The sequence below is a fragment of the Myxococcus hansupus genome (assembly GCF_000280925.3).
Lineage (GTDB): Bacteria > Myxococcota > Myxococcia > Myxococcales > Myxococcaceae > Myxococcus > Myxococcus hansupus.
Genome location: NZ_CP012109.1, coordinates 1,878,668 through 1,898,443, shown reverse-complemented (window position 1 = coordinate 1,898,443; position 19,776 = coordinate 1,878,668). Strand labels below are relative to the sequence as shown.

General features: G+C 66.6%; 17 protein-coding genes. 8 read left to right on the top strand and 9 right to left on the bottom strand.

The annotated features are described in order from the left end of the window. Positions 1–19: 19 nt before the first annotated feature. The 4 genes from A176_RS07860 to A176_RS07845 are packed head-to-tail and all read right to left on the bottom strand — an operon-like array spanning position 20 to position 3,389. Positions 20–793, bottom strand: a complete 774-nt coding sequence (locus A176_RS07860; protein ID WP_002634579.1) for an Imm49 family immunity protein — start codon at positions 791–793, stop codon at positions 20–22. Further along, a complete protein-coding gene (locus tag A176_RS07855) occupies positions 790–1,896 on the bottom strand; it encodes a hypothetical protein (RefSeq protein WP_002634580.1) in 1,107 nt (368 codons plus the stop codon). The genes A176_RS07860 and A176_RS07855 overlap by 4 nt, the downstream gene beginning before the upstream one ends. A 19-nt stretch (positions 1,897–1,915) precedes the next feature. Continuing rightward, the gene (locus tag A176_RS07850; protein WP_044889518.1) at positions 1,916–2,503 is read right to left on the bottom strand and encodes an imm11 family protein; all 588 of its coding nucleotides are present in this window, start codon (positions 2,501–2,503) and stop codon (positions 1,916–1,918) included. A gap of 28 nt (positions 2,504–2,531) precedes the next feature. Continuing rightward, positions 2,532–3,389, bottom strand: a complete 858-nt coding sequence (locus A176_RS07845) for an AHH domain-containing protein (protein ID WP_044889519.1) — start codon at positions 3,387–3,389, stop codon at positions 2,532–2,534. A 101-nt stretch (positions 3,390–3,490) separates the two neighbouring features. Between A176_RS07845 and A176_RS07840 the strand changes: the two genes are divergently transcribed. Both A176_RS07840 and A176_RS07835 read left to right on the top strand, forming a co-directional pair. Continuing rightward, positions 3,491–3,955, top strand: a complete 465-nt coding sequence (locus A176_RS07840) for a DUF4150 domain-containing protein (protein WP_002634583.1) — start codon at positions 3,491–3,493, stop codon at positions 3,953–3,955. 22 nt (positions 3,956–3,977) lie between these two features. Then, a complete protein-coding gene (locus A176_RS07835; protein WP_002634584.1) occupies positions 3,978–5,300 on the top strand; it encodes a TIGR02270 family protein in 1,323 nt (440 codons plus the stop codon). A gap of 119 nt (positions 5,301–5,419) precedes the next feature. On the opposite strand, the gene A176_RS07830 is transcribed toward A176_RS07835, so the two are convergent. Together A176_RS07830 and A176_RS07825 are read right to left on the bottom strand one after the other, a co-directional pair. Beyond that, positions 5,420–6,826: a DUF3943 domain-containing protein gene (locus tag A176_RS07830; RefSeq protein WP_226994234.1), complete on the bottom strand. Its 1,407-nt coding sequence runs from the start codon at positions 6,824–6,826 to the stop codon at positions 5,420–5,422. A gap of 428 nt (positions 6,827–7,254) precedes the next feature. Further along, positions 7,255–9,204 (bottom strand): vWA domain-containing protein, encoded by a 1,950-nt coding sequence (locus tag A176_RS07825; RefSeq protein ID WP_002634586.1) that lies wholly within the window; start codon positions 9,202–9,204, stop codon positions 7,255–7,257. 544 nt (positions 9,205–9,748) lie between these two features. On the opposite strand from A176_RS07825, the gene A176_RS07820 reads away from it, so the two are divergent. The 4 genes from A176_RS07820 (at position 9,749) to A176_RS07805 (ending at position 14,096) form a co-directional block, all read left to right on the top strand. Next, positions 9,749–10,825 (top strand): hypothetical protein, encoded by a 1,077-nt coding sequence (locus A176_RS07820; RefSeq protein WP_002634587.1) that lies wholly within the window; start codon positions 9,749–9,751, stop codon positions 10,823–10,825. 58 nt (positions 10,826–10,883) lie between these two features. Continuing rightward, complete coding sequence (locus A176_RS07815; protein ID WP_021781060.1) at positions 10,884–11,708, top strand: hypothetical protein; 825 nt, start codon at positions 10,884–10,886, stop codon at positions 11,706–11,708. 274 nt (positions 11,709–11,982) lie between these two features. Further along, positions 11,983–13,065 carry a hypothetical protein gene (locus A176_RS40865; RefSeq protein WP_002634589.1) on the top strand — a complete coding sequence of 361 codons (1,083 nt, stop codon included), beginning with the start codon at positions 11,983–11,985 and terminating at the stop codon, positions 13,063–13,065. A gap of 278 nt (positions 13,066–13,343) precedes the next feature. Continuing rightward, on the top strand, positions 13,344–14,096 hold the full coding sequence (locus A176_RS07805; protein WP_002634590.1) for a carboxylesterase family protein: 753 nt from the start codon (positions 13,344–13,346) through the stop codon (positions 14,094–14,096). Positions 14,097–14,232: 136 nt separating this feature from the next. Here the strand turns inward: A176_RS07805 and A176_RS07800 are convergent, their stop codons facing one another. Continuing rightward, on the bottom strand, positions 14,233–15,426 hold the full coding sequence (locus A176_RS07800; RefSeq protein WP_044889521.1) for a hypothetical protein: 1,194 nt from the start codon (positions 15,424–15,426) through the stop codon (positions 14,233–14,235). A 411-nt stretch (positions 15,427–15,837) separates the two neighbouring features. Between A176_RS07800 and A176_RS07795 the strand changes: the two genes are divergently transcribed. Next, positions 15,838–16,518 carry a proline and serine-rich protein 1 family protein gene (locus tag A176_RS07795; protein ID WP_044889522.1) on the top strand — a complete coding sequence of 227 codons (681 nt, stop codon included), beginning with the start codon at positions 15,838–15,840 and terminating at the stop codon, positions 16,516–16,518. A gap of 142 nt (positions 16,519–16,660) precedes the next feature. Here A176_RS07795 and A176_RS07790 read toward each other — a convergent pair whose 3' ends face one another. Next, positions 16,661–17,170: a hypothetical protein gene (locus A176_RS07790; protein ID WP_002634594.1), complete on the bottom strand. Its 510-nt coding sequence runs from the start codon at positions 17,168–17,170 to the stop codon at positions 16,661–16,663. A 146-nt stretch (positions 17,171–17,316) separates the two neighbouring features. On the opposite strand from A176_RS07790, the gene A176_RS07785 reads away from it, so the two are divergent. Next, positions 17,317–18,798 carry a tetratricopeptide repeat protein gene (locus A176_RS07785; protein ID WP_044889523.1) on the top strand — a complete coding sequence of 494 codons (1,482 nt, stop codon included), beginning with the start codon at positions 17,317–17,319 and terminating at the stop codon, positions 18,796–18,798. A gap of 8 nt (positions 18,799–18,806) precedes the next feature. Here A176_RS07785 and mtgA read toward each other — a convergent pair whose 3' ends face one another. Continuing rightward, entirely contained in the window at positions 18,807–19,700 is an 894-nt protein-coding gene (gene mtgA, locus A176_RS07780; protein ID WP_002634596.1) for a monofunctional biosynthetic peptidoglycan transglycosylase, read from the bottom strand. Positions 19,701–19,776: the final 76 nt, after the last annotated feature.

The window sequence follows — 19,776 nt, the reverse complement described above, 5'->3', positions numbered from 1 at the left end:
AAAGGGCCCGGGCATCCGCTCAGTCCTCCCACCTCCACGCATCTGCGGGTTCCGAAAGAGACGCTTGGAGCCGGGCCACGGAAGGCAAGCCGGAGGACTCCCCTCTCGGCATCCCCATGCCCAGTTCCTCCGCGAGGAACAGCAGCGCCAGGCCCTCCACGCAGAGCTTCGCATCCATGGCCCACTCCTCCTGAAGCAAGCGCCCTTGCTCACGCAGCCGGACGTATCGCTGGAGCCGGGTGGACGCCAGACGCTGAACCGCGTCTTCCAAGCGAGGCCCGTCACGTGCCAGCAAGGCCTGACACACCTCCAGTCGAGGCTCTTCGGAGCCTTCGAGGACGGACTCGAAGCGCTCCAGACATGCCCGCGCATCGACATCAGACCGACCGAGGATGCAGTGGTCCATGAGGAAACGAAAGTAGAGGAAATCTTCCTCGTATTCGAGGCCACTCTGCATTGACCGAGGAGCCCGCGTTGCGACGTCCCGGGCCACATGCATGTCACGCGCGGTCAGGGCGTCGAAGAAGGGAACCATGCGGCTGAGCGCGATGGATGAGGTGCCCTCAGCGGTGAATGCGAGCGCGAGGAACGCCTTGCCGCTCCGAGACAGGTGCGACTGGAACGTCTCCACATCGCCCACCAGCAAAAGCGCCCCAATGCCCATTCGTCGCTGGTTGGAGCAAAACTCGAGCACATCCGCCGGACTCCCATTCCCCTGGAGTAGCCGGGGCAGCAACTTCTGGTTCGCGTAGCGGGCGTTGCTGACAAAGATGGGCAGGAACTTGTTGCTCATGGCCGACGCTCCACGGTCGACAGAACCTGGATGGCGCCCACCTCCCCGTGCTCCGCGCTCGACACCACCAGTGACTGGTTTCCCGTGGCATAGCGCCGAGAAAAGGCCCGGACGGCGATGCAAACACCCACAGCCCCGCTGGCCGCGCCAACGTCTCCCAGCGAAACACAAGGCAACACCAGCCGGAACCGCTCCCCCAACTGAGGGCTCAAGCGCACCTGTGCATGCCCCCACGCCCGCGCACGCCACTGCTCGCCGTTGAGGTCACAAATGAGGTCGCCCCCCTCATTTACCCAGGAACGTGAATCGGGGAGCGACTCCATGACCACCCGCGACAGCGACTCTCCGAGCTGCGGCTGCCCCGTCATGAACGCGCCCATCTCACGCCCGGTGGCCACCGCACCCAGGGCGGCAAGGACCGGGGCGCCACGATACCGGGCGGACGCAAGAGGCTCCACCAGCAGACATGCCCCCGCCTCCCCTGGCATCAATCCCACGGGGCGGTCCGGAGTCTTGACGCGCCGGTAGGCCAGCAGCCATTCCAAGCTCGTCTCGTCAAGGTACGAGTCCACCGCGAGAACCAGCACTCGATCCACCTGCCGGGCCTCCAGCCACTGCTGCCCCAACTGAAGAGCGAATGCCGTGCCCGCATGGCCCGCGTGGACGAACTGCACCTTGGAGGGCCGCGACAGCAGGCCCAGCGAGCGGACCAGCCGCTCCAGCCATGAAGCCGTCATCCTCGAGGTCCCCAGGTCACGCACCTCCAGATACCGCGCCGTATCCAGGTTTGGCAGGACGCAGACCAGCCCTGTTCGGGCCCAGAATTGGGTGTCGGACGGCGGTGGCAAGCGGGTCGTCGCCACCAGGTCATCCACGCAGGCCCGAGCCAACTGGAGCCACCTCCCAAGGGGACCAAAACCATCGGTCAGCCCGGACACGGGATGCCCCATCACCGGCACGGGCTCCAGCAAGTCCTGGTCTGTCACGTAGACATCCTGTTGAGCCTGCGGGCGGGTGACTCCTGCCCGGATGGCCGCACAGGAGGACACGGCGTCCCAGCCCAGACTCGACACCATTCCCAGTCCAGTCACCACCAGGGACATTCGAACGGCCTCCCAGGCGTCAAGCGCTGGTGGAGAAATCGAGAAGGTCGAGCTGGACGTTGGTGAAGGCCTTCGCCTCCAACGCGGTCGCCAGCGCCTGCGATACGACGTAGGTCGAGGGGGCCTCCAGGACGCGGAAGAGCGCGGGGAGCGCATCCACCTTCTTCCGATCCAGCACGAAGGAGCCCACGTGGATGACGCTGCCCTCCGGCCCTATCTCCACCTTGCTCGCCTGCGGGTCCAGGCAGTCCCGGGAACCCAGCGGATTGATGAAGAAGTAGTCCCGGCTGTAAAGCCGCTTGCGGTGGTCATACAAGTCGAATGGCAGGTATTCGACCGGGATGTCCTGACAGTTCTCCTCGATGACCGCCTTCAAGTCGGAACGGACGACGAGGTGGTTGTGAGCGTTGCCCAGCAAGGTCGACAATTTGATGCCCGGATATTCCTCCGCCAGGACGACCCGGGCCGGCTTGGGGAAGTGGGGCGTAGCGGGCTTGCCGCGGGCCAGGGTGTAGCTCCGCATCTTCATGCCTTCGGGAGGGCCATCGAGCCTCACGAGGTCCCGGTCGCGCAGGTCTCCGAGGGTTCCAAGCTGAAAGAATCGCATGTTCACTCAACCTCTTCGCGCAACGGGCTCAAGTGCCCTTCGGCGGAGTCGACAGCATCTTCTGCCCGTACTCCTCAAGGGAGACAACCTTGTGCTCGCGCCGAGCCGCGACGACCTGGGAATAGAGCGCATCGGCCTCCCTTTCGATGGACCTCGCCAGATCCCGAGTCTTCGGCGCGTCATCGTCCTTGTCGTGCTCCTCCAGGATCTCCTCCTGCACTTTTTGCATGAGGGTCACCAGCTTGTTCAAGATGAACTCGTCGTACGTCGTGTGACTGCACTGCTTCGTCTCACGATGGATGGGGAGTTGAAGGACATCTCCTACACGCGCGTCCAAGGGAAGGATGAGCATGTTGTCCTTGTGGTGAACGCAATAGGGCGCATCAAGCATCTTGCTCGCCACCCACACGGATACCGGCCCATCGAACACCTTCGTCAGCGCGGTGCGCAGCGTGGCATCCGGGATGACGTGGTGAGCCTCGTGGTAATAGGGGACGTTGCAGTCCCACTTGAAGTTGCGGCCATGGCCGATGTCCCAGTCCCCCTCTCCAGGCTTCGCAAGTTCGCGAAGATGCATGCCCTTGTTCTCTGGAGAAAGAGCCACCTTCTCCCCTGCCCCCACCAACTTGCTGACGACCTTGCCGCCTCCCCGAAAGAGCAAGGACCACTTCCCACTCCCCAGCGCCTTGAGCTGCGCTTCAGTCAGCGCGTACGTGGCCTTGTTCTCCAGCGCCTTCTCAAAGGCCTGCCAGCGATGCGTGCAGGAACTCTGCGTCGGCTCATAGCTTGGCACATGCTTCGCAATGCACTTGCCACCCGTCGCCGCGCCCGCCGTGTGGTGGGGAATGCCTTTCCCCAGGAATGCCAAGTGTTTGGAAGTGGCCATGCCCCCGATGATAAGGGATATGCGCTGGCCCCTTCAATTCCTGCGCATGGAAACAGCCCTGGAGGCCATTTGGGCTAAGATGGGTCCAGGAGGAGGTAGCGATGCCTGTCAATACCGGTGTGAACAAGATGTCGGTGGTGACCAAGGACAGCGGCGGCGTCTCCGTGGCATTCCCAGACGTGTGCAAGACGCCCAGCCCCGCAGGGCCAGTCCCCATTCCCTACCCCAACATCGCCCAGGCCTCGGACACCGACAAAGGCACCAAGAAGGTGTCCGTGGCGGGCAATCCGGTATGTGTGAAAGATTCCCACTTCAAAACGAGCACTGGCGATGAGGCGGGAACCGCTGGCGGTGGCGTGGCCTCCAGCAAGACCAAGGGCAAGGCCGAGTTCGTCAACTTCTCTTTCGACGTGAAGTTCGAGGGAAAGAACGTGGCGCGCGCCATGGACCTGATGCTCCACAACGACAAGAACACGCCACCATTCCCTGTCCTCCAAGGGCCCGTCGTCGCCATGGCCGGAAGCGAAGGGAAACCCCACTGCCTCGTCTGTGAAAAGGAACTCTGAAAGGGAGTTCGACGCGTCCGCCATGGCCGGTCACCCGGAAAGAATTCCACGCTGGGACGTCCTCGATGAGCACCTCGCGGAAGGGGGCTTCCGCTGGAGCCGATGGAACCAATCGCTCGATGCGCCGGATTACACGCTCGACGAGGTGGTAGAGCTGGAGGAGATGGCCATCGCGCACGTGGATGCGCTGGTGCTGGGTGGTCAGCCGGTGGCGAAGCGGCTGCTCGTACCCGCCCTGGTGGACGAGGAGCCCGAACGCGTCGTCGTGGCCGCCCTGGCCCTGCTCGACGCCGAGAGGCCTTCCGGAACCGCGGCGGTGCTGGACGCCCTGCCCCAAGCCGAGCCTCCCGCCCTGGCCGCCCTCCAACGTGCGTTCGAGCTGTCCCCCACCGCGGTCCTTCCCGCGGGCCTGACGGCACTTCTGACGCAGGAGGATGGCGCTCCCGAGCTGTTCGCCCTGGCGCTGGACAGCGTGGGTGCGCATGGGTTGGCCACGAGCGCGGTGTGCACGCCGTTCCTCTCGCACCCGGAGCCCCGAGTCGCCGCCGCCGCCCTTCGTGCCGCCAGCCAGTCCCGATTGCCGTTGGAGCCCGCTCGGTTGCAACGAGCACTGGACTCGAGCGAACCGGCATTGCGCGACGCGGCCATCCTCGCGGGACTGATGAGCGGCGCTTACGGCGCCTGGAGCGCCTGTCGGGCCCTGGCCGGTACGCCTGGGGGCCGATTGCCCCTGTTGCTGCTTGGGATGAGCGGCGATGCGCACGACACAAAGCGACTGCTGGAACTGCTCCCTGACGAAAAGCTGCAACCCGACGTGTTGTGGGCACTCGGATTTTGTGGCCGCGTGACGGCCGCGGACGCCTGTCTGGAGCTGATGCGGAAAACGCCCGTGGCAGCACTGGCGGGTGAGGCATTCAGCGCCATCACCGGGCTGAGCATCTCGGAGCGGTTCGCGGCTCCGCCCGAGGACGAAGCAGACCCACTGCCGCCGCTGGAGGACGAAGACCTCGACGCGGACCTGTCGTCCAGGCCCGAAGGCGCCCTTCCGAAGCCCCACGTCGAGGCCATATCGGCGTGGTGGAAGGAGGCGCGGCAGCGGATGGGCACACAGCAGCGCTTCCTCGCGGGGCAGCCCTTCACGCCTCGGGTCCTGCTCGAAGCCATTGCCAGCGCCCCCATGCGCCGCCGCCATGCGCTCGCGCTGGAGTTGGCGCTGCGAAGCCGAGGGGCGATTCAGGTGCAGACACGGACGTTCACCGCGAAGCAGGTCGCCTCCTGGAAGGAGGCATGTGCGGCGTCAGTCGCCGCGTTCAGCCGCCCCTTCTCCGAGGGGCTCCGGGGCTGAGCGAGCAGGCATCGCGACCTCAAGCCCGGCGACCTCCGGGGCCCGCGCACCGAGGATGGCCGCCGCACGTCCCGCGGGCTCCTCGCATGGACGGCTGCCCCGTTCTCCCTCGGGTGGACTCAGCGCGTTCCGAAGCCCACATTCTTCGAGACCGTCCACAACAGACGGATTTGCGTCGCCCGCTGGCGAATCGTGTCGGTTTCGCCGCCAAACTCGCTCGCGCGGTTGGCCACGAAGGCTTCCAGCGCAACACCATGGACCCCGACGAGGAGGAGCTCCGCCCGCGCGGTGGCGTAGGTGATGACCTCCACGCCCTCTCCAAGGAAGGCACCCGAGATGAGGTAGTTGCGCACGGACATGCCAATGCGCCCCACGCCCCGCCGCACGAGCCCCAACTCGAAGACCGTCTGAGCCCCCGGACCATAGTGGTAGTCACGGGCGGACTCCGGCGAGGTCAGGCCCCCGCCGTGTCCGAAAGGCACGCCGGCGATGTTCGTCGCGAGGTCCAGCGTGAGCTGCGTGGTCAGCGGGACCTGCGCCACGCCACCGAGGCCGAGGCTGACCGCGGAGACGCGCAGCGTGTTCGGATTGGCGAAGTCGTAACCCGCCATCAAGCCCCAGAGCCCCTTGACGGGCCCCAGCTTGAATCGGTCGCCGTAGAGGAGCCCTCGGCTGAAGAAGCCCAACGCCAGCACGTCGTTCGAGATGCCCAGTCGCGCGGAGAGCGTGAAGTAGTCGAAGGGCTGGTCATAATCGCCCGCGTTGAGCTGCGGCGCTCCGTAGACGAGCTCGACGCCGATGTGCCCTTCCAGCTTGTTGGGCACATCGAAGCGCGTGCCGTCGATGTCGTTGTAGTTGTCGACGTTGCTCGTCGCGCCGGCCATCAACTGGAAGAAGTTGCCCGGCACCGGGGAGAAGTCGTTCTTGCGGCGCCCAAAGAGGAAGCGATTGATGCCGCCCACGGGCTCGACCAGGAGCGAGATCACCGACCGCGCCATCGTGGGCTCGCCCTCATCGAGGATGGCCAAGGCGGTGCGATGCAGCACCTCGCCCAGCACCACGCCACCAATGGACGTCGTGATGAGGTCATTGCGGGACGGAGACTCGTTCTCCATGAACAGCTCCCACAACACGCTCGACGCCACCGTGAACGGGACGGAACCCCAGAAGCCGAAGCCGCTCGTGCGCGCCGCGGTGTAGGCCAGCGAGCCCTGATACGGATGTCCGAACGCGTTGGTCGCGAACGCGTCCTCGTCCCAGACCCAGCCGTTGACGTAGAGGTTGCGGCGCATCGTCTCGAGCGTGATGTCCGCGTAGGGCTTGCCGAGAATCTTCGCGGTGCCCCAGAAGATGCCGTGGAGGGCCGCCATCTCCACGATGGGAATCAGGTAGTTCCGGCCGCCACCATCATGCGCGCGCCAGAGGGCGCGACGCGGCGGATGCACGAGCTCCGGAAGCAGCCGGCGGGGCTCCGTGGGAGGGGCATCGACGCACTCCTCCTCCGCCAGTGGCGCGTCCGCGGGCATGGCGCGCGCGGAGCCTCCTGAGACGAGCGCGAGCACAACGAGAAGACACGGGGCGCGATGCACGAGGTGTTGATTCACGGTGTCCATCCGGCTGCCACCATCCCCAAGAGCCAACACACGTAGCCACGGCCGCACGTGCGTGTTCCAGGGCATGCCCAGCAGCGAAACCGGAGCCAGATGAGCACCGGTTTCGGCGGCGCTCCCCGCCAACGACGCGGCGAGGTAACGCTCCGCATGCTGTACCAGGGCGTCCCGCACCGCGCCAGCAAAGGAGGCGTGAAGCCAGCGTGGGCTTCGGGGTGGGAACGTCAGGCACTCGACGGTCGGATACGCCACGGTTGAGGGCGCCATAAGCCCGCCCCCAACGCGACAACTCCACGCCCCCAGGCGGAGGAAACCACCCGCCCGGGGAGCGTGGGCCCTTCGGACTATTCCTTGTTGGAGGGCAGCATCAGCGTGACCCACTCACTGACGACCGAGCCACCTTCGCTGTGACTCTCCACCGCGTAGAAGTAGTCCGCGTCGTCGCGCGAGCCGAGGACGAAGCGAAGGGCCGCCGTCTCGCTCGCGTCCTCCGTGGGCATGACCTCGGCGAAGCGCTCGAAGTCACCCGACGCCGGGTTCTTGCTGCGAACCAGGGTGTAGTGCCTGTGGTGAACGGCGTGATGCCAGCTCAGCTCCACGCCCTTGTCCCCCAGGTGACGGACCGCCGGGGCCACGGGCACGGGCTCCGCGTGAGGCGGAATGACGGTGATGTCGTAGCGCACGCCACCCACCGACTCCTTGCCGTCGAACACCTCGAAGACGTTCATCGGGAAGACGCCCTCTTCACCACCGGCCTTGAAGGTCAGGTGCAGCCGGTGCGTCATGGTCTTGCCCAGGTGGAAGTTCACCGCGCCACCGTGGCCGCCGAAGAACAGCGTCGAGCCATCCGAGCCCTCGAGCCCCTCGGCCTCGCCGCCAGTCGCCTTCCAGGCCTCGAACAGCTCCGCGCCCAGGTCCACCGCCACGCCACCCGGGAACGGCCTGTCGGCGTCGGGGCGCAGGAACAGGGTCAGCATGTGTTCTTCCCGGAGGCGCAAGTCATACGTGGTGTGGCCCACGCCACCGGTGAGCATCCGCACCACGTCGACGTTGCGCCAGGCGATGTTGTTGTTCTGCCGCGTGTTGACCACCGTGTCCGAGCCGAGGAGTTCCGGGAAGGTCATCGGGTCGCCCCCGGATTCCCAGCGCGCGAGGATGCAGTAGTGCCCCGGGAACGGGACGTTCGGCCAATGGGCGACGACGGTGCGAACCTCGCCCGCGCTCAGATGGATGTTCGAGAGGGTCGCGAAAGGAACCCAGCTCCCCGAGCCCCAAAGCGCGCTGCCACCCGAGGGCAGGTAATACAAACGCAACCGGCCGTTGATGGGGCCCGTGGGGCGCACCGGCCCATTGTTGCGCAGCGTGACGAAGACGAAGTTGTTGGTCGAGCCAAAGACGGGATTGGTGTGCGTGGCGCACCCCGCGGCGTTGTTGCAGACCTTGATGTCCGGACTGGTCCAGATGTCGGAGCTGCTGGGCTCCGTGCCGTTGTCGTAGACATTGTCTCGGATGTACACGTCCGACGAGCCGCGGCAGTCGCTCAGGAAATCCTGCACGGCCAGCCCCGCATCCGTTCCGTTCGCTTGCGTCACACGGTAGGCGCCATTCGAAACCGTGGCGTAGTTCTGCATGACCCCGGCGATGGTCGGATCCGTTCCACCCCAGGAGGGCACGTAGACGGCGTGAATCCGAATGCCATTGTTGGCAGCGGACTGCGCCATGGCGGAAGCCAGGACATTTCCCGCCGAGTAGTTGTCATTGAAGCCGCCGGGCAGGTTGTCGGTGACGAGCACGACGACCTTGCGTGCGCCCGTCCGCCAGATGCCCGTGAACGCCCCGTTCTGGGAGAGGCGCACCGGGAGGTTGTGGATGATGGTGTTGAGCGCCTCGTCGGAAGCTTCTGGTGCGCCCGCGCCGCCATTCGCGACCAGATTGTTGATTTCGGCGCTCATCTGCGCGTCGTTGCCTGAGCCCAGGTCCACGCGCACCGTGACGTCGTCCTTGAAGGTGACGAGTCCCAGCCGGTAGTCATTATTGGAAGAGGCTTGAATCTGGCTCAGGAGGTTGAGGAAGGACGACTTGATGGCATTGAGCGATCCGCCCATGCTGCCGGTATCGTCAATGGCGAAGACGACATCGAGCGGGCCGCACTCGCACGGGTCCACCTTGGCGGGCTTGGAGGGCACCGGCGCGGGACGCGGCGCCGCGTGAGCCTGGGTGACCATGAAAAGACACAGCATCGCCACACCGAGCCACGGCATGGCTCGGGGGAGGAGGGTATGGGATTTCAACATGTGGGGACTCCCTGATACGGGGTTACCACGACATGCACGAAAGGGATTGCAACCTCGTCGCGGCAAAACCCCATGAGCAGAAAATGCGCCAAGCAATAACCGCCAGCAATTCAAGCCATCCACGGCTCCCGTGTGACTCACTTCGCTACTGACGAAGTGACCTTGTGGTGATTCGCGTTACAGCGCCCGCATGAGGGCATGTGGAATCTGTCAGGTGGGCCACGGTTGAGCCGCCTTCCAGGACAATGGCCTCCCTTCGCAACTGAGAATGCAATGGCAGCCGGAACGGCGCCCACAATCACAGCCACTCGCGCCGTAACGGATTCGCCACACACCGCCTTGCCGCCCATGGCCTTCGGCCTCACGGAACAGCGGCCTCCCCGAAGCCCCCCCCTTGGCGGGCGCCACGCGAAACCTGAGCAAACTGGCGCTCGTATCACGGGGTTGGCGTGAAGCCGTTCACGTGGCCTGCATGGCCCCCACGCAAGCGAGCCACGCCCCCAGCCCGATTCCGGGTCCTCCCCTGTTGGGCTAGAAGAGGCGCATGCTCCATTCGCGTTTCCTCGTCCTGGCGCTCTCCGCGTTCGTCGTCACCGCCTGCACCTCCCCGGACCCGGTCCCCGACCGCCCCAACATCCTGCGCTTCGATGCAACGCCCGCGGTCGTTTCGCCGGGCGAGTCGGCCGCGCTCGCCTGGGAGGTCACGGGTGCGCAGAGCATTTCCATCAACGAAGGTGTAGGAGAGGTGAGCGGAACCACGGCGGAAGTCCGGCCGGATGCGACGACGACGTACACCCTCACGGCGACCAACGACCACGGCAGCACCACCGCGAACGCCACCGTCGTCGTGACCACGACCGGAGGAACGAATCTCTCCGGGGACATCACGACACGGACGCTGCCGGCCTCCGGCTCGCCCTACCTGGTGACGGGCGACGTGACGGTCCCCGAAGGCAACCGACTCACCCTCGAGCCCGGCGTCCGCCTTGTTTTCACGGGGCACTTCAAGCTCGCCGTCCTCGGACGCATCACCGCTCAGGGCACCGCGGAGCGCCCCATCGTCTTCACCGCCGCCAACCCCACCACGGGCTGGGCCGGCATGCGGCTGGCGGCGACCTCGGATGGTGGGGCCGACTTCCTCGAGCGCTGCATCTTCGAGTACGGCAACAAGGTCGGCGGCGAAAACGGCGCGGGTGATGAGGGCTCCTACTCCGAGAACGCTGGCGGCGCGCTCTGGATTGGCTCCCGGTCGAACGTCAACCTGAACAACAACACGTTCCGCTTCAACAAGGCGCCCGCGTTCGGAGGCGCGATCATGCTGATTGCGCCGACCAGCGGGGGCGTCGCCGCCGGAAACGTCTTCCACGACAACGAGTGCACGGGCCCGCGCACCCAATTTGGAGGCGTGGGCGGCGCGGTCAACACGGCGCACCTTCCGGCCAGCAATCACTGGACGTTCCGCGGCGGCGAGTTCCGCAACAACCGGGCGCCGGAGGGCGGGGCCCTCTACTTCTTCGACAGCAACGTGACGCTCGACGGGATTGCGATGTCGGGGAACACGCCGAACAATTGGGGCACGCCGGAGCCGCAGCGGCTGACGGTCATCAACACGCCCCGGTAAGCCCAGACGGCGCGCCTGACTGGCGCGCCGCCACGCTTCTCCACGAAGATGCGTGAGCATGGATGACTTCTACGCAGACGTCCTCGACCACGTCGGGCGCCCGCCCCGTGAGTTCGGCGCCCTCCACCTGCATGTGGAGCCCGTGACGCGCAATTCCCTGGGGCAGGCCACCGCCGTCCTGTGGCTTCAGAGCGCCTTCGAGCCTCCCGCCGCCACCCCATCGTCCGTCCTGGTGATGGGGAGGCAAAAGGAGGGCTCCGCGCAGCGGATGCTCGGGCAGTTTCCCCTTCCCTCGCTCGCGGGAGGCCGCGTGGTGCGCTGGCGGATTCCCTTGGAGCTGCCACCCGAGTTCGATGAGGTTCACGTCGAGGTGGACGCCCAACTCCACCCCAAGGCCGGGCGCATACGGCCCGCGTGGAAGCTCTTCGATACCCTGGAGATTCCCAAGGAAAGCGACATGAAGGCCGCGTCGAGCGAGGTCTCCATGGGAATCGACCTGGGCGACTCGCTGCTCAACTCCGTGATGTCCGGAGGCATGAGCGTCACCTTCTCCGTGGGATTCGGGCCCCGGGTCTCCCCCGGACTCGACCGCATGACGGTGAAGCGCCACGCGGCAGCCACCCTCCCTACAGCCTTCATCGCCGCCGTGGTCGACGGCCCCCTGGAGCCTCTTGCCGAGTTGCAATGTGAGCTCGTCTGGGAGCCGGGGATGCCGCTGCCCGCCGCCAGCGCGGCGCCCAGTTGGGAGGCTGCGCCCTCGACTGTCGGCGTCGCCTCTTCCCAGAAACCTGAGCGGACGTGCTTCGCCTGCGGCTTCGAAGGCCCACGTGCGGAGTACGAGCGCGCCACGCTGTGCCCCCGATGTGACGCGACTTGGATGTAGGCCCACGCTCTCGAAGACAACCTGCGACGTCGCAAGGTCGGCGTCGGAACAGGTACGGCATCACCTGTCGGCCATGGGCGCAGCGCAGTGAGGCCCCCACACGATGTCTCACGCCGTGAGAATCGCGGGCTCGCACAAACGCCGGGGTCTCACACGGCACGAGGTGGAACGTGACTCGCGGAATTCGGGCGCGGCTTCCGGGGAGCCACTTCACCGTGACGCAAAGTTTCGGCCCCTCTCGCATCCGCGCCAAGAACCCGTGACAATCCGTGGGATGAACCTGCGACACTCGATTTTCTCCCTGCTGATTGCATCCCTCACCTTTGTCCCCGTGCTCTCTGGATGCGATCCCAATGATGGCGATCCGCCTCCGGATGCCGGCTCCCAGACGGACTCGGGCACCCAGCCGGACGCCGGCATTGAGCCCGACTCGGGCACTGAGCCTGAGCCCGACTCTGGCTCTGAGCCTGACGCGGGTACCGAGCCCGAGCCCGACTCGGGCACTGAGCCTGAGCCTGACGCGGGTACCGAGCCCGAGCCCGACGCGGGCACTGAGCCCGAGCCCGACGCGGGCACCGAGCCTGACGCCGGCACCACTCCGGACGCTGGCACGGAGCCCGACGCCGGCACCGAGCCTGACGCCGGCACCACTCCGGATGCAGGCACGGAGCCCGACGCGGGCACCACCCCGGATGCAGGCACGGAGCCTGACGCGGGCACCGAGCCTGACGCCGGCACCGAGCCCGACGCAGGTACTGAGCCTGATGCCGGCACTGAGCCGGACGCGGGTACTGAGCCTGATGCCGGCACCGAGCCCGACGCCGGCACCGAGCCTGACGCCGGCACGGACCCCTTCACCGTTTGCGAGGGTGAATGCCAGGAGACCTCCGTCACGATGCGGTTGGGCGCGAACCAGCGCGTCATGACCAGCGCCTACTTCGGTTACGAGGAACCGGCGAACCCGGAGGACCCGTGGGAGCTGTGGATCGAGCTCAACAACGGCGCGCCGGGAGAGTGCCCGTCCGAAACTTCGGAGGTCCCGCCACAGCTCGTCAATGTCTACTCAGTGAGGGTGCCGGTGGATCGGACGCCGCAGACGGGCTCTGCGCTGGGTGAGCCGCGTGCGACGCTGGTCGACTTCGAGGGCGTGCTCACCACCGCGTTCTTCCTCCACAGCACGAGCCTCACCTTCACGCCCGTGGCGGCCTCGCTGTGCCCCACCTGCGTCCGGGATGGCGCGCCCCCCGAGTCTCACTTCGTGGCCTTCGACGTGACCGGCCTCTACGGAAACGGTGAGCTCACCGGGCACGCGTACGCGACCCACTGCCCGTCGCTCGACTACTTCCAGGACCGATGAACCCGGTCCGGCGCCCGTAACGATGCGCCGGACCTGCCCGGGCCCCTTTGATGGGGCCCGGGCCCAGGCGTCTGCCGCTCCCATGAGCTTCGTCCGTGGGAACAGGCCATGAATCGAGACGCGGTCTTCTCAAACAAGAGCAAAGCAAGGCATTCAGCCGAAGCGTCTGGCCTGCCGCTCTTGATTAATGCACCCCTGCTGCAACTCAGTGACTCATTGGAAGTCGCGTAATTCGACAACTAGCATAACGGCTCCCCGGATGTTTGAGAGGAGTCGCCATGTCGATATTGCAGCGCATCGTGTTGGGTGGGGTCCTGCTCTTCGCGCAGGGCTCTTTGGCCGCACAGGGCGAAATCCTGGCGCGCCCCAGATTGACGGTGCCGGGCATCAACTACGGCTACTGGGAATACCTGCCACAGGACTACGACGACAACTCCGAGGAGCGCTATCCCCTGGTCATCTTCCTGGGAGGACTGGACCAGGCAGGAGATGGAACCGCGTCGGCGAATGGCCTTGAAAAGCTGATGGGGGTCACCGCACCGCCTCGGCTCATCCGGAATGGTCGGCACTTCCCATTCATCCTCCTCTCGCCGCAGCGGTTCAATGCCTGGTGGGGCATCGAGGAGATCGACGCCATCATCGAGTTCGCCAAGCTTCACTATCGCGTCGACGCGAACCGCATCTACCTGACGGGCCTCTCCGCTGGCGCCAACGTCACCTGGACGTACGCAGTGAACTACCCGCACAAGCTCGCGGCCATTGTTCCCATCGCGGGGAATGGCAACGGACTTCCCACCTGCAACATCTGGAACGTCCCGGTGTGGGCGTTCCATGGCACGGCGGATACGACGGTGTCCCCCTATGGGTCCATCAACCCGGTCGACCGGTTGAACAACGTCTGCAATCCAGCGGCGAGCCCGCCAGCAAAACTCACGCTGTATCCAGGCGTGGGCCACGACTCCTGGTCCCGGACCTACAGCGGCTCGGCGGGTCATGACATCTACACGTGGATGCTGAGCTATTCGCTCTGACCCGACGTCGCCCCAAGGCGCTGCGATGGCGTCACGGGGCGCCCCTGAAAAGGAAAAGCCCAGAACCCTGATGGGGGTCCTGGGCTTCCTGACGCCGGGCCGCAGCACGAATCGAAGCTACGGCTCAGGCGGCGTCTCAGGCCTTGTGGAAGGCCTTGGCGAAGAACTTCTCGACGCGCGACTTCTCGGGCTCGATGGTGCTCGCGGGCGAGGCCACCGCGGTCGCAGCGCCCAGGGAGGGACGCAGACCCGCCGCGATGCCCGGCTCCAGGTGGTGACGCAGGTCGACCGCCACGTCGGTCTTCATGTGGGTGCCAAAACCCGCGGCGGCATTGACGTCCGCGGAGGTCTTCCAGAAGCCGTTCTCCAGACCGGCCTTGCCGCCCGCCTGGGCCGCGGCGCCCGCCACCGCGCCCACCGTGGCCGAGCCGTGCACCCGGCCCACGTGGCCGCCCGCCGTGGCGTACGCTCCCGCCGTGGCGGACGCGCCCACCTGGCCGGAGACCATCGCCGTGGCCGTCCGCGGGTCCACCGTCGCCACGCCCTCGGCGAAGGCGCTGGCCGAGGCCTTGGCGTCACCCTTGATGTAGCCGCCCACGTGGCGGTTGAAGTCGTGGCTGGCGCTCGCGCTGACGCCCACGCCCGTCTCCGCCTTGGCCGTCAGCGCGGCCGTATAGGCGTGGTCGCTGTGGTTGGCGGACACGCCGGCTTGAGCCTGGGCCTTGAAGCTGGTGGCCTCACCGGTGATGCGGCCGCTCGACACGCCCAGGCGGCCCGCGTGCACCTTCTCCATTTCGAAGGCGGCGCTGGGACCGCTCACCTCGCCCTGGGCCGAGTAGTGGAACCCCTCCTTGCCCTTGTAGCTCGTGGCCGAGGCCTGCGCCGAACCGATGTTGCCGCTCAACTGGCCGCCACCGAAGGTGTCCTTCTGGAAGGGGCGGCCCGGCTTGTCGAGGAACATGTGCTGAGTGGCCATCGGGGGCGCGGTGAGCTTGTTGTCACCACCGCTCAGCATCACGTCCGAGGCCGCGCCCGTGCTGTTCTCCCAGGGGCTGTAGGACGGCTGACCCTCGGGCATGGCCGGGTGCTTCAGGGGCTTGGACTCGACAGCGGGCGCCGCCGTCGCGGCCGGCGAGGGCGCCGTGGGCCGGGTGGCCGTCGCGGCCGGAGGAGGCGTCGTGGGCCGGGTGGTCGACGTCGCGTTCGCAGCGGGCCTGTTCGACGTCGACGACGGGAGCGTGGACGCGCGCGGCGGCGGCTTGGGCTTGGACACCGAGGAAGAAGGGAGCGTCGAGGAACGGGACGGGGAGGAACCGATGCGGCGGGCCATGGGAGACTCCTCGGGAGTGCGGCGGTAGGGGATGGTACAGCGTTGTCCCGGTGAATTGCACCCCTCATGCCACGCCCATTTCGAATCGCTTGAGCCGAGTGCCCTCGTGGTTTCAAGGGTTTGGCGAACAGCGCCCCGCCGGCGAAGCGCTGAACGTGGTGACTGCAGTCACCAGTCCCCTGACCCCAGACACCACTCCCTCCCCCTGCGCGTGAACGTCAGGAGGGAAGCCCCGGCTCCGGCCCGGCGAAGTGAACGCAGCGCGGCAATCCGAGCGCATCCACGCACCGCCGGAACGCTTCACACAGAAGCTGTGAATAATTGCACCAGGAGCACGTCCTGGACAGGCGCGGCTTGACGCCTCCCTGCGTTCAGAAGCCGGCCACCCCACTTCAGCCACCAGGAACCCGAATGACCTCGATTGCTCGAGCCGTGATTGCTTCGTCCCTCGTCTTCTCCTCCGTCGCTTTCGCTCAGAGCGGGGGGATACAGATGGACATCCAGACGGATGCCCACGACATGCCCTCGACCCGCGTCCGGGTGACAGGCATGGGCCCCGAAGGCGAACAGCACGGCGTGGACATGAACGTCCAGGCGGGCGGAGCGCACGTGGGCGTGGAGATGAAAGTGACGGGTGACGCCGCGCACTCGGGACGTGAAGAAAAGCACGAGCGCCGCGAGCGCCGGAGAGAGCGGCATGAGGAGCAGCAGGCCATGCCCGTTCGGACCTTCGCGTCCGAGCCTGCCTTCCGGGATTGTGGCACCGGCGAGGACCCGGGCTGCATCATGAAGCGTGACGGCCAATTCGCGATGGACGCGGAGACCTTCCGAGGTGTCCTGCAGTCCCTCAAGAACACGTCCAACGAAATCATTCGCGAGGAGATGGCGGAGAAGATGTTCCGCCGCAACTACCTGACCGCGAAGCAGTTCGGCCGGGTGCTGGACCTGTTCCCGAACGAAATCACCCGCTTTGACGTGGCGAAGAAAGCGGCCCCCCATGTGGTGAACCCCCAGCATGCGCTGGGCTTCGCCTCCAAGTGGGACAACTCTCTTTACGGTGACGACTACATCGAGCTCATGACCGCGCAGTAATCCCTTGCCACATCCGCGCAGGGGCCCAGACCTCCGCGCGGCAACGGAACCACCACTCCCAACGCCACCGGGAGCCCCCTACCCTCCAGGCGGCCCCGGGGCACCACGCTGAGCGCCGTTTCGAAGCGTGCGCGGGAGCGCGTCAGTTCTTGACGACCGTGGTGATTGTCAACGGGGTCGGGTTGCCGATGAACGTTCCCGCCGTTTGGGTACACGGCATGGGCACCTGCGAGAAATCCGCGGCGTAATAGCCGTAGGTGGAGTCATTGCCCTTCTCGTAGAACTCGTGGCCGTCCGGGAGGACCACCTTCCAGACGTAGTTGAGATGGGTGTACTGCGTGGAGGACCTGGAACGGATGACGCCCGTCACCGTGGTGCCCCAATGGTACGGCGCCACGGCCGGCACCTCGACGGTCTGCGGCGACGGCGCCCAGTCGAACGTGCTTCCGCCCCAGCCGTAGATGAGGAACACGCTGGTGCCCCAGGGCAGGTCATCGTTTCGGTATGTCAGGCGAATCTCCGCCTGTGAGGTGCTGAAATAGCCACACGTGTTGAGCACCGTCCGCGCCTGCACCCACTGCGCCCCCGCGAGGGCCGAGGTGGAGGTGAGCAACAGGGCGAACACGAGCGCATGGCGGGAAGTTCTGGACATACGAAGACTCCAGGGTGTGGTTTGACAACCTCGCCCCTCTACCAGAGCCGTGGGCCTGCTGGAACACGAGGCCCCGCTCCCGGGGTTGCAAACTGGAACCCGGAGCCGCTGTTCAGCCCGGGAGCCTCCGTGCCAGAACGCGGCGCATGACTTTGCGATTCACACTGGTGTGTCTTTCCCTCTGGCTGACAACAGGTTGCGCGACCTCCCGTGCGCTGTGCCCGCAGGAAGGAGGCCGGCCCTGGTACGAGGTGCAGAGCGCGCACTTCCGCATCCAGACGAACCTGTCGCCCGAGGCCGCGACCACCACGGCGATGGAGCTGGAGAAGCACCGCCGCGCGCTCCTCCTCGCCTGGGGACCGGACTTCGACCCACCCGGCACCGTGGAGGTCATCCTCCTGCGCAACCTGCACGAGCTCGGCGAGTTCACTCAGGGCCACGCCGCCGGCTTCGCGGGCACCACGGAGCGCGGGCCCTTGCTGGTGATGGGCGGCAATGGATACCTGTTGGAGGATTCACCCGACCTGCGGCTGCAGACGCACGAGTTGGCGCACTACCTGAGCAAATTCGTGCTGCTCCGCCAGCCGCGTTGGCTGGCCGAGGGGCTGGCGCAGTACCTGGAGACGGCGCACATCAAGCCGAGCACGAACGAGGTGGTGCTCGGCCGGGCGAGCGGGTGGGACCTGGGCTACGTGCGCGAGCACGGCTGGCTCGATGTCAGTGAAATGTGGGCCTGGGACCAGAAGGGCCAGATGAGCAAGAGCGATGTGCAATGGCACTACGCCTCCTCCTGGCTGTGGGTGCACTACCTGTTCAACATCCACCCCGAGCGCATGGAGGACTTCCAACTGCGGCTGGCACGCGCCGAGGATCCGAAGAAGGCATGGGAGGCGTCATTCCAGGGCGTGAAGGACCTGCAAGGCGAGCTGCGCACCTACGTGACGAGCGGGCGGTACAGCGTGCTCACCATGCCACTCCCCCCTGTGCCAACGCTGGTGGACGTTCGCCCGATGGAGCCGGCGGATGTCCACGCCGTCCGGGCGCTGCTGTACTTGCGGTCGCCCGGGGAGCGCACGTGGGAACAGCGCCTGGAGAACGCGAAGCGCGAGGTGGCGCAGGGGCTGAAAGAGGAACCGACGAATGTCGCCGCGACGATTCTGGCGGCGCGGATGGGCGATGGCGAAGTGGCGCTCGAGGCCGTGCGAGCGGTGGTGAAGGCCCACCCCGACAATGGTTACGCGTGGGACTTGCTGGCGAGCCAACTGCGAGGGGCGGCGGAGATGAAAGAGATTGAGGACGCGCGAAAGCGGGCAGCGGAGTTGCTGCCCGATGACGCGAACCTCCTGAACAACCTGGCGTGGCACTACGCCATGACGCGCGAGCCCGCGAAGGGCCTCCCGGCGGCGGCGCGGGCGGTCGCACTGGCTCCGGGAGACTCCTCCATCCTGGATACGCATGCATCGCTGCTGTTCCAGTTGGACCGGTGCCCGGAGGCGCTGGGGCTGCAAAGGCGCGCCATGGACATGCTGCACGAGCGGGCCCCGGACGCGACACGCCAGGAGCTGAATCAGCGCCTCCAGCGCTATCAGGCCCACTGCGGCGGCACGGCACCCGCCGCCACGAAGTGAGCTGACGCTCAGCTTCCCGAGCGCAGCCGGGCGATGGCATCCGCCACGGATTCCGGCTCGGGAGATACGTCGAAGAAGCGGGAGAGCTCGGCCTGCGCATCGCGAGCCTGCCTGGCGTTGATGCGCCCCTCGCGCTCCAGCCGCACGATGATGCTGCTGGCGCGAGTGCGCAGGGCCTCCGGCCGCTGGGCGGGCAACCAGCGGCGGGGGGCGGGCAACATGGCCGCGAGCATCGCGCCCTGTGCGACGCTGAGCGTTCGCGCGGAGATGCCGAAGTGTTCGCGCGCCGCGGCCTCGATGCCGTACACGCCGTCTCCCCACTCCACGACATTCACATACAGCGTGAGGATGTGCTGCTTGGACAGGTGGGATTCCAACCGGCGCGCGAGGAGCAACTCCTTCGCCTTGCGCAGCAAGCTCCGGTCCGTGGAGAGGTAGAGGTTCTTGGCCAACTGCTGGGTGAGGGTGGAGGCGCCGCGGCCCAGCCGCGCCTTGCGCACCGACTGCTGCAGGGCGTTCTCCACTTCGACCCAGTCCACGCCCTCGTGACGGAAGAAGCGAGCGTCCTCGGAGGTCAGCACGGCGTCCAGGGCGTGCGGGGCCACGGCGCCCATGGTGACCCAGGTCTGGCGAACACGAGGCTTCTTGCCCTCGGCTCGCGCCTCCTCGGCCCGCTGGTCCATGAGCGCGGTGGTCCGCGGGTGCTGCGTCCGCAGGTCGCTGACGTCCGGCAGCCGTGCGTACTCCACGCTGAGCCAGAAGACGAGCAGCAGCCACCCGCCCAGAGCCCAGCGCCCCCAGCCGGAGCGGCTCGCCACGGCGCTCCGGGCGCTGGCGGGGAGTTGCTTCGTCTTCTGCGTCCGGACGGAGGAAGCGCGTGCGGAGGACGAACGAGAGGCCATCAGGGTGCTACATGTGCCCCGGCCCACGCCGGCTGTCCAGAACACGGCCGGCCAGGCGCGGTGCGCCTGCGACGGG

Excerpts from the sequence above, each read along its gene's own strand:
- A176_RS07860 (WP_002634579.1), bottom strand. The coding sequence starts at position 793 with ATGAGCAACAAGTTCCTGCCCATCTTTGTCAGCAACGCCCGCTACGCG.
- A176_RS07855 (WP_002634580.1), bottom strand. The coding sequence starts at position 1,896 with ATGTCCCTGGTGGTGACTGGACTGGGAATGGTGTCGAGTCTGGGCTGG.
- A176_RS07850 (WP_044889518.1), bottom strand. The coding sequence starts at position 2,503 with ATGCGATTCTTTCAGCTTGGAACCCTCGGAGACCTGCGCGACCGGGAC.
- A176_RS07845 (WP_044889519.1), bottom strand. The coding sequence starts at position 3,389 with ATGGCCACTTCCAAACACTTGGCATTCCTGGGGAAAGGCATTCCCCAC.
- A176_RS07840 (WP_002634583.1), top strand. The coding sequence starts at position 3,491 with ATGCCTGTCAATACCGGTGTGAACAAGATGTCGGTGGTGACCAAGGAC.
- A176_RS07835 (WP_002634584.1), top strand. The coding sequence starts at position 3,978 with ATGGCCGGTCACCCGGAAAGAATTCCACGCTGGGACGTCCTCGATGAG.
- A176_RS07830 (WP_226994234.1), bottom strand. The coding sequence starts at position 6,826 with ATGCCCGCGGACGCGCCACTGGCGGAGGAGGAGTGCGTCGATGCCCCT.
- A176_RS07825 (WP_002634586.1), bottom strand. The coding sequence starts at position 9,204 with ATGTTGAAATCCCATACCCTCCTCCCCCGAGCCATGCCGTGGCTCGGT.
- A176_RS07820 (WP_002634587.1), top strand. The coding sequence starts at position 9,749 with ATGCTCCATTCGCGTTTCCTCGTCCTGGCGCTCTCCGCGTTCGTCGTC.
- A176_RS07815 (WP_021781060.1), top strand. The coding sequence starts at position 10,884 with ATGGATGACTTCTACGCAGACGTCCTCGACCACGTCGGGCGCCCGCCC.
- A176_RS40865 (WP_002634589.1), top strand. The coding sequence starts at position 11,983 with ATGAACCTGCGACACTCGATTTTCTCCCTGCTGATTGCATCCCTCACC.
- A176_RS07805 (WP_002634590.1), top strand. The coding sequence starts at position 13,344 with ATGTCGATATTGCAGCGCATCGTGTTGGGTGGGGTCCTGCTCTTCGCG.
- A176_RS07800 (WP_044889521.1), bottom strand. The coding sequence starts at position 15,426 with ATGGCCCGCCGCATCGGTTCCTCCCCGTCCCGTTCCTCGACGCTCCCT.
- A176_RS07795 (WP_044889522.1), top strand. The coding sequence starts at position 15,838 with ATGACCTCGATTGCTCGAGCCGTGATTGCTTCGTCCCTCGTCTTCTCC.
- A176_RS07790 (WP_002634594.1), bottom strand. The coding sequence starts at position 17,170 with ATGTCCAGAACTTCCCGCCATGCGCTCGTGTTCGCCCTGTTGCTCACC.
- A176_RS07785 (WP_044889523.1), top strand. The coding sequence starts at position 17,317 with ATGACTTTGCGATTCACACTGGTGTGTCTTTCCCTCTGGCTGACAACA.
- mtgA (WP_002634596.1), bottom strand. The coding sequence starts at position 19,700 with ATGGCCTCTCGTTCGTCCTCCGCACGCGCTTCCTCCGTCCGGACGCAG.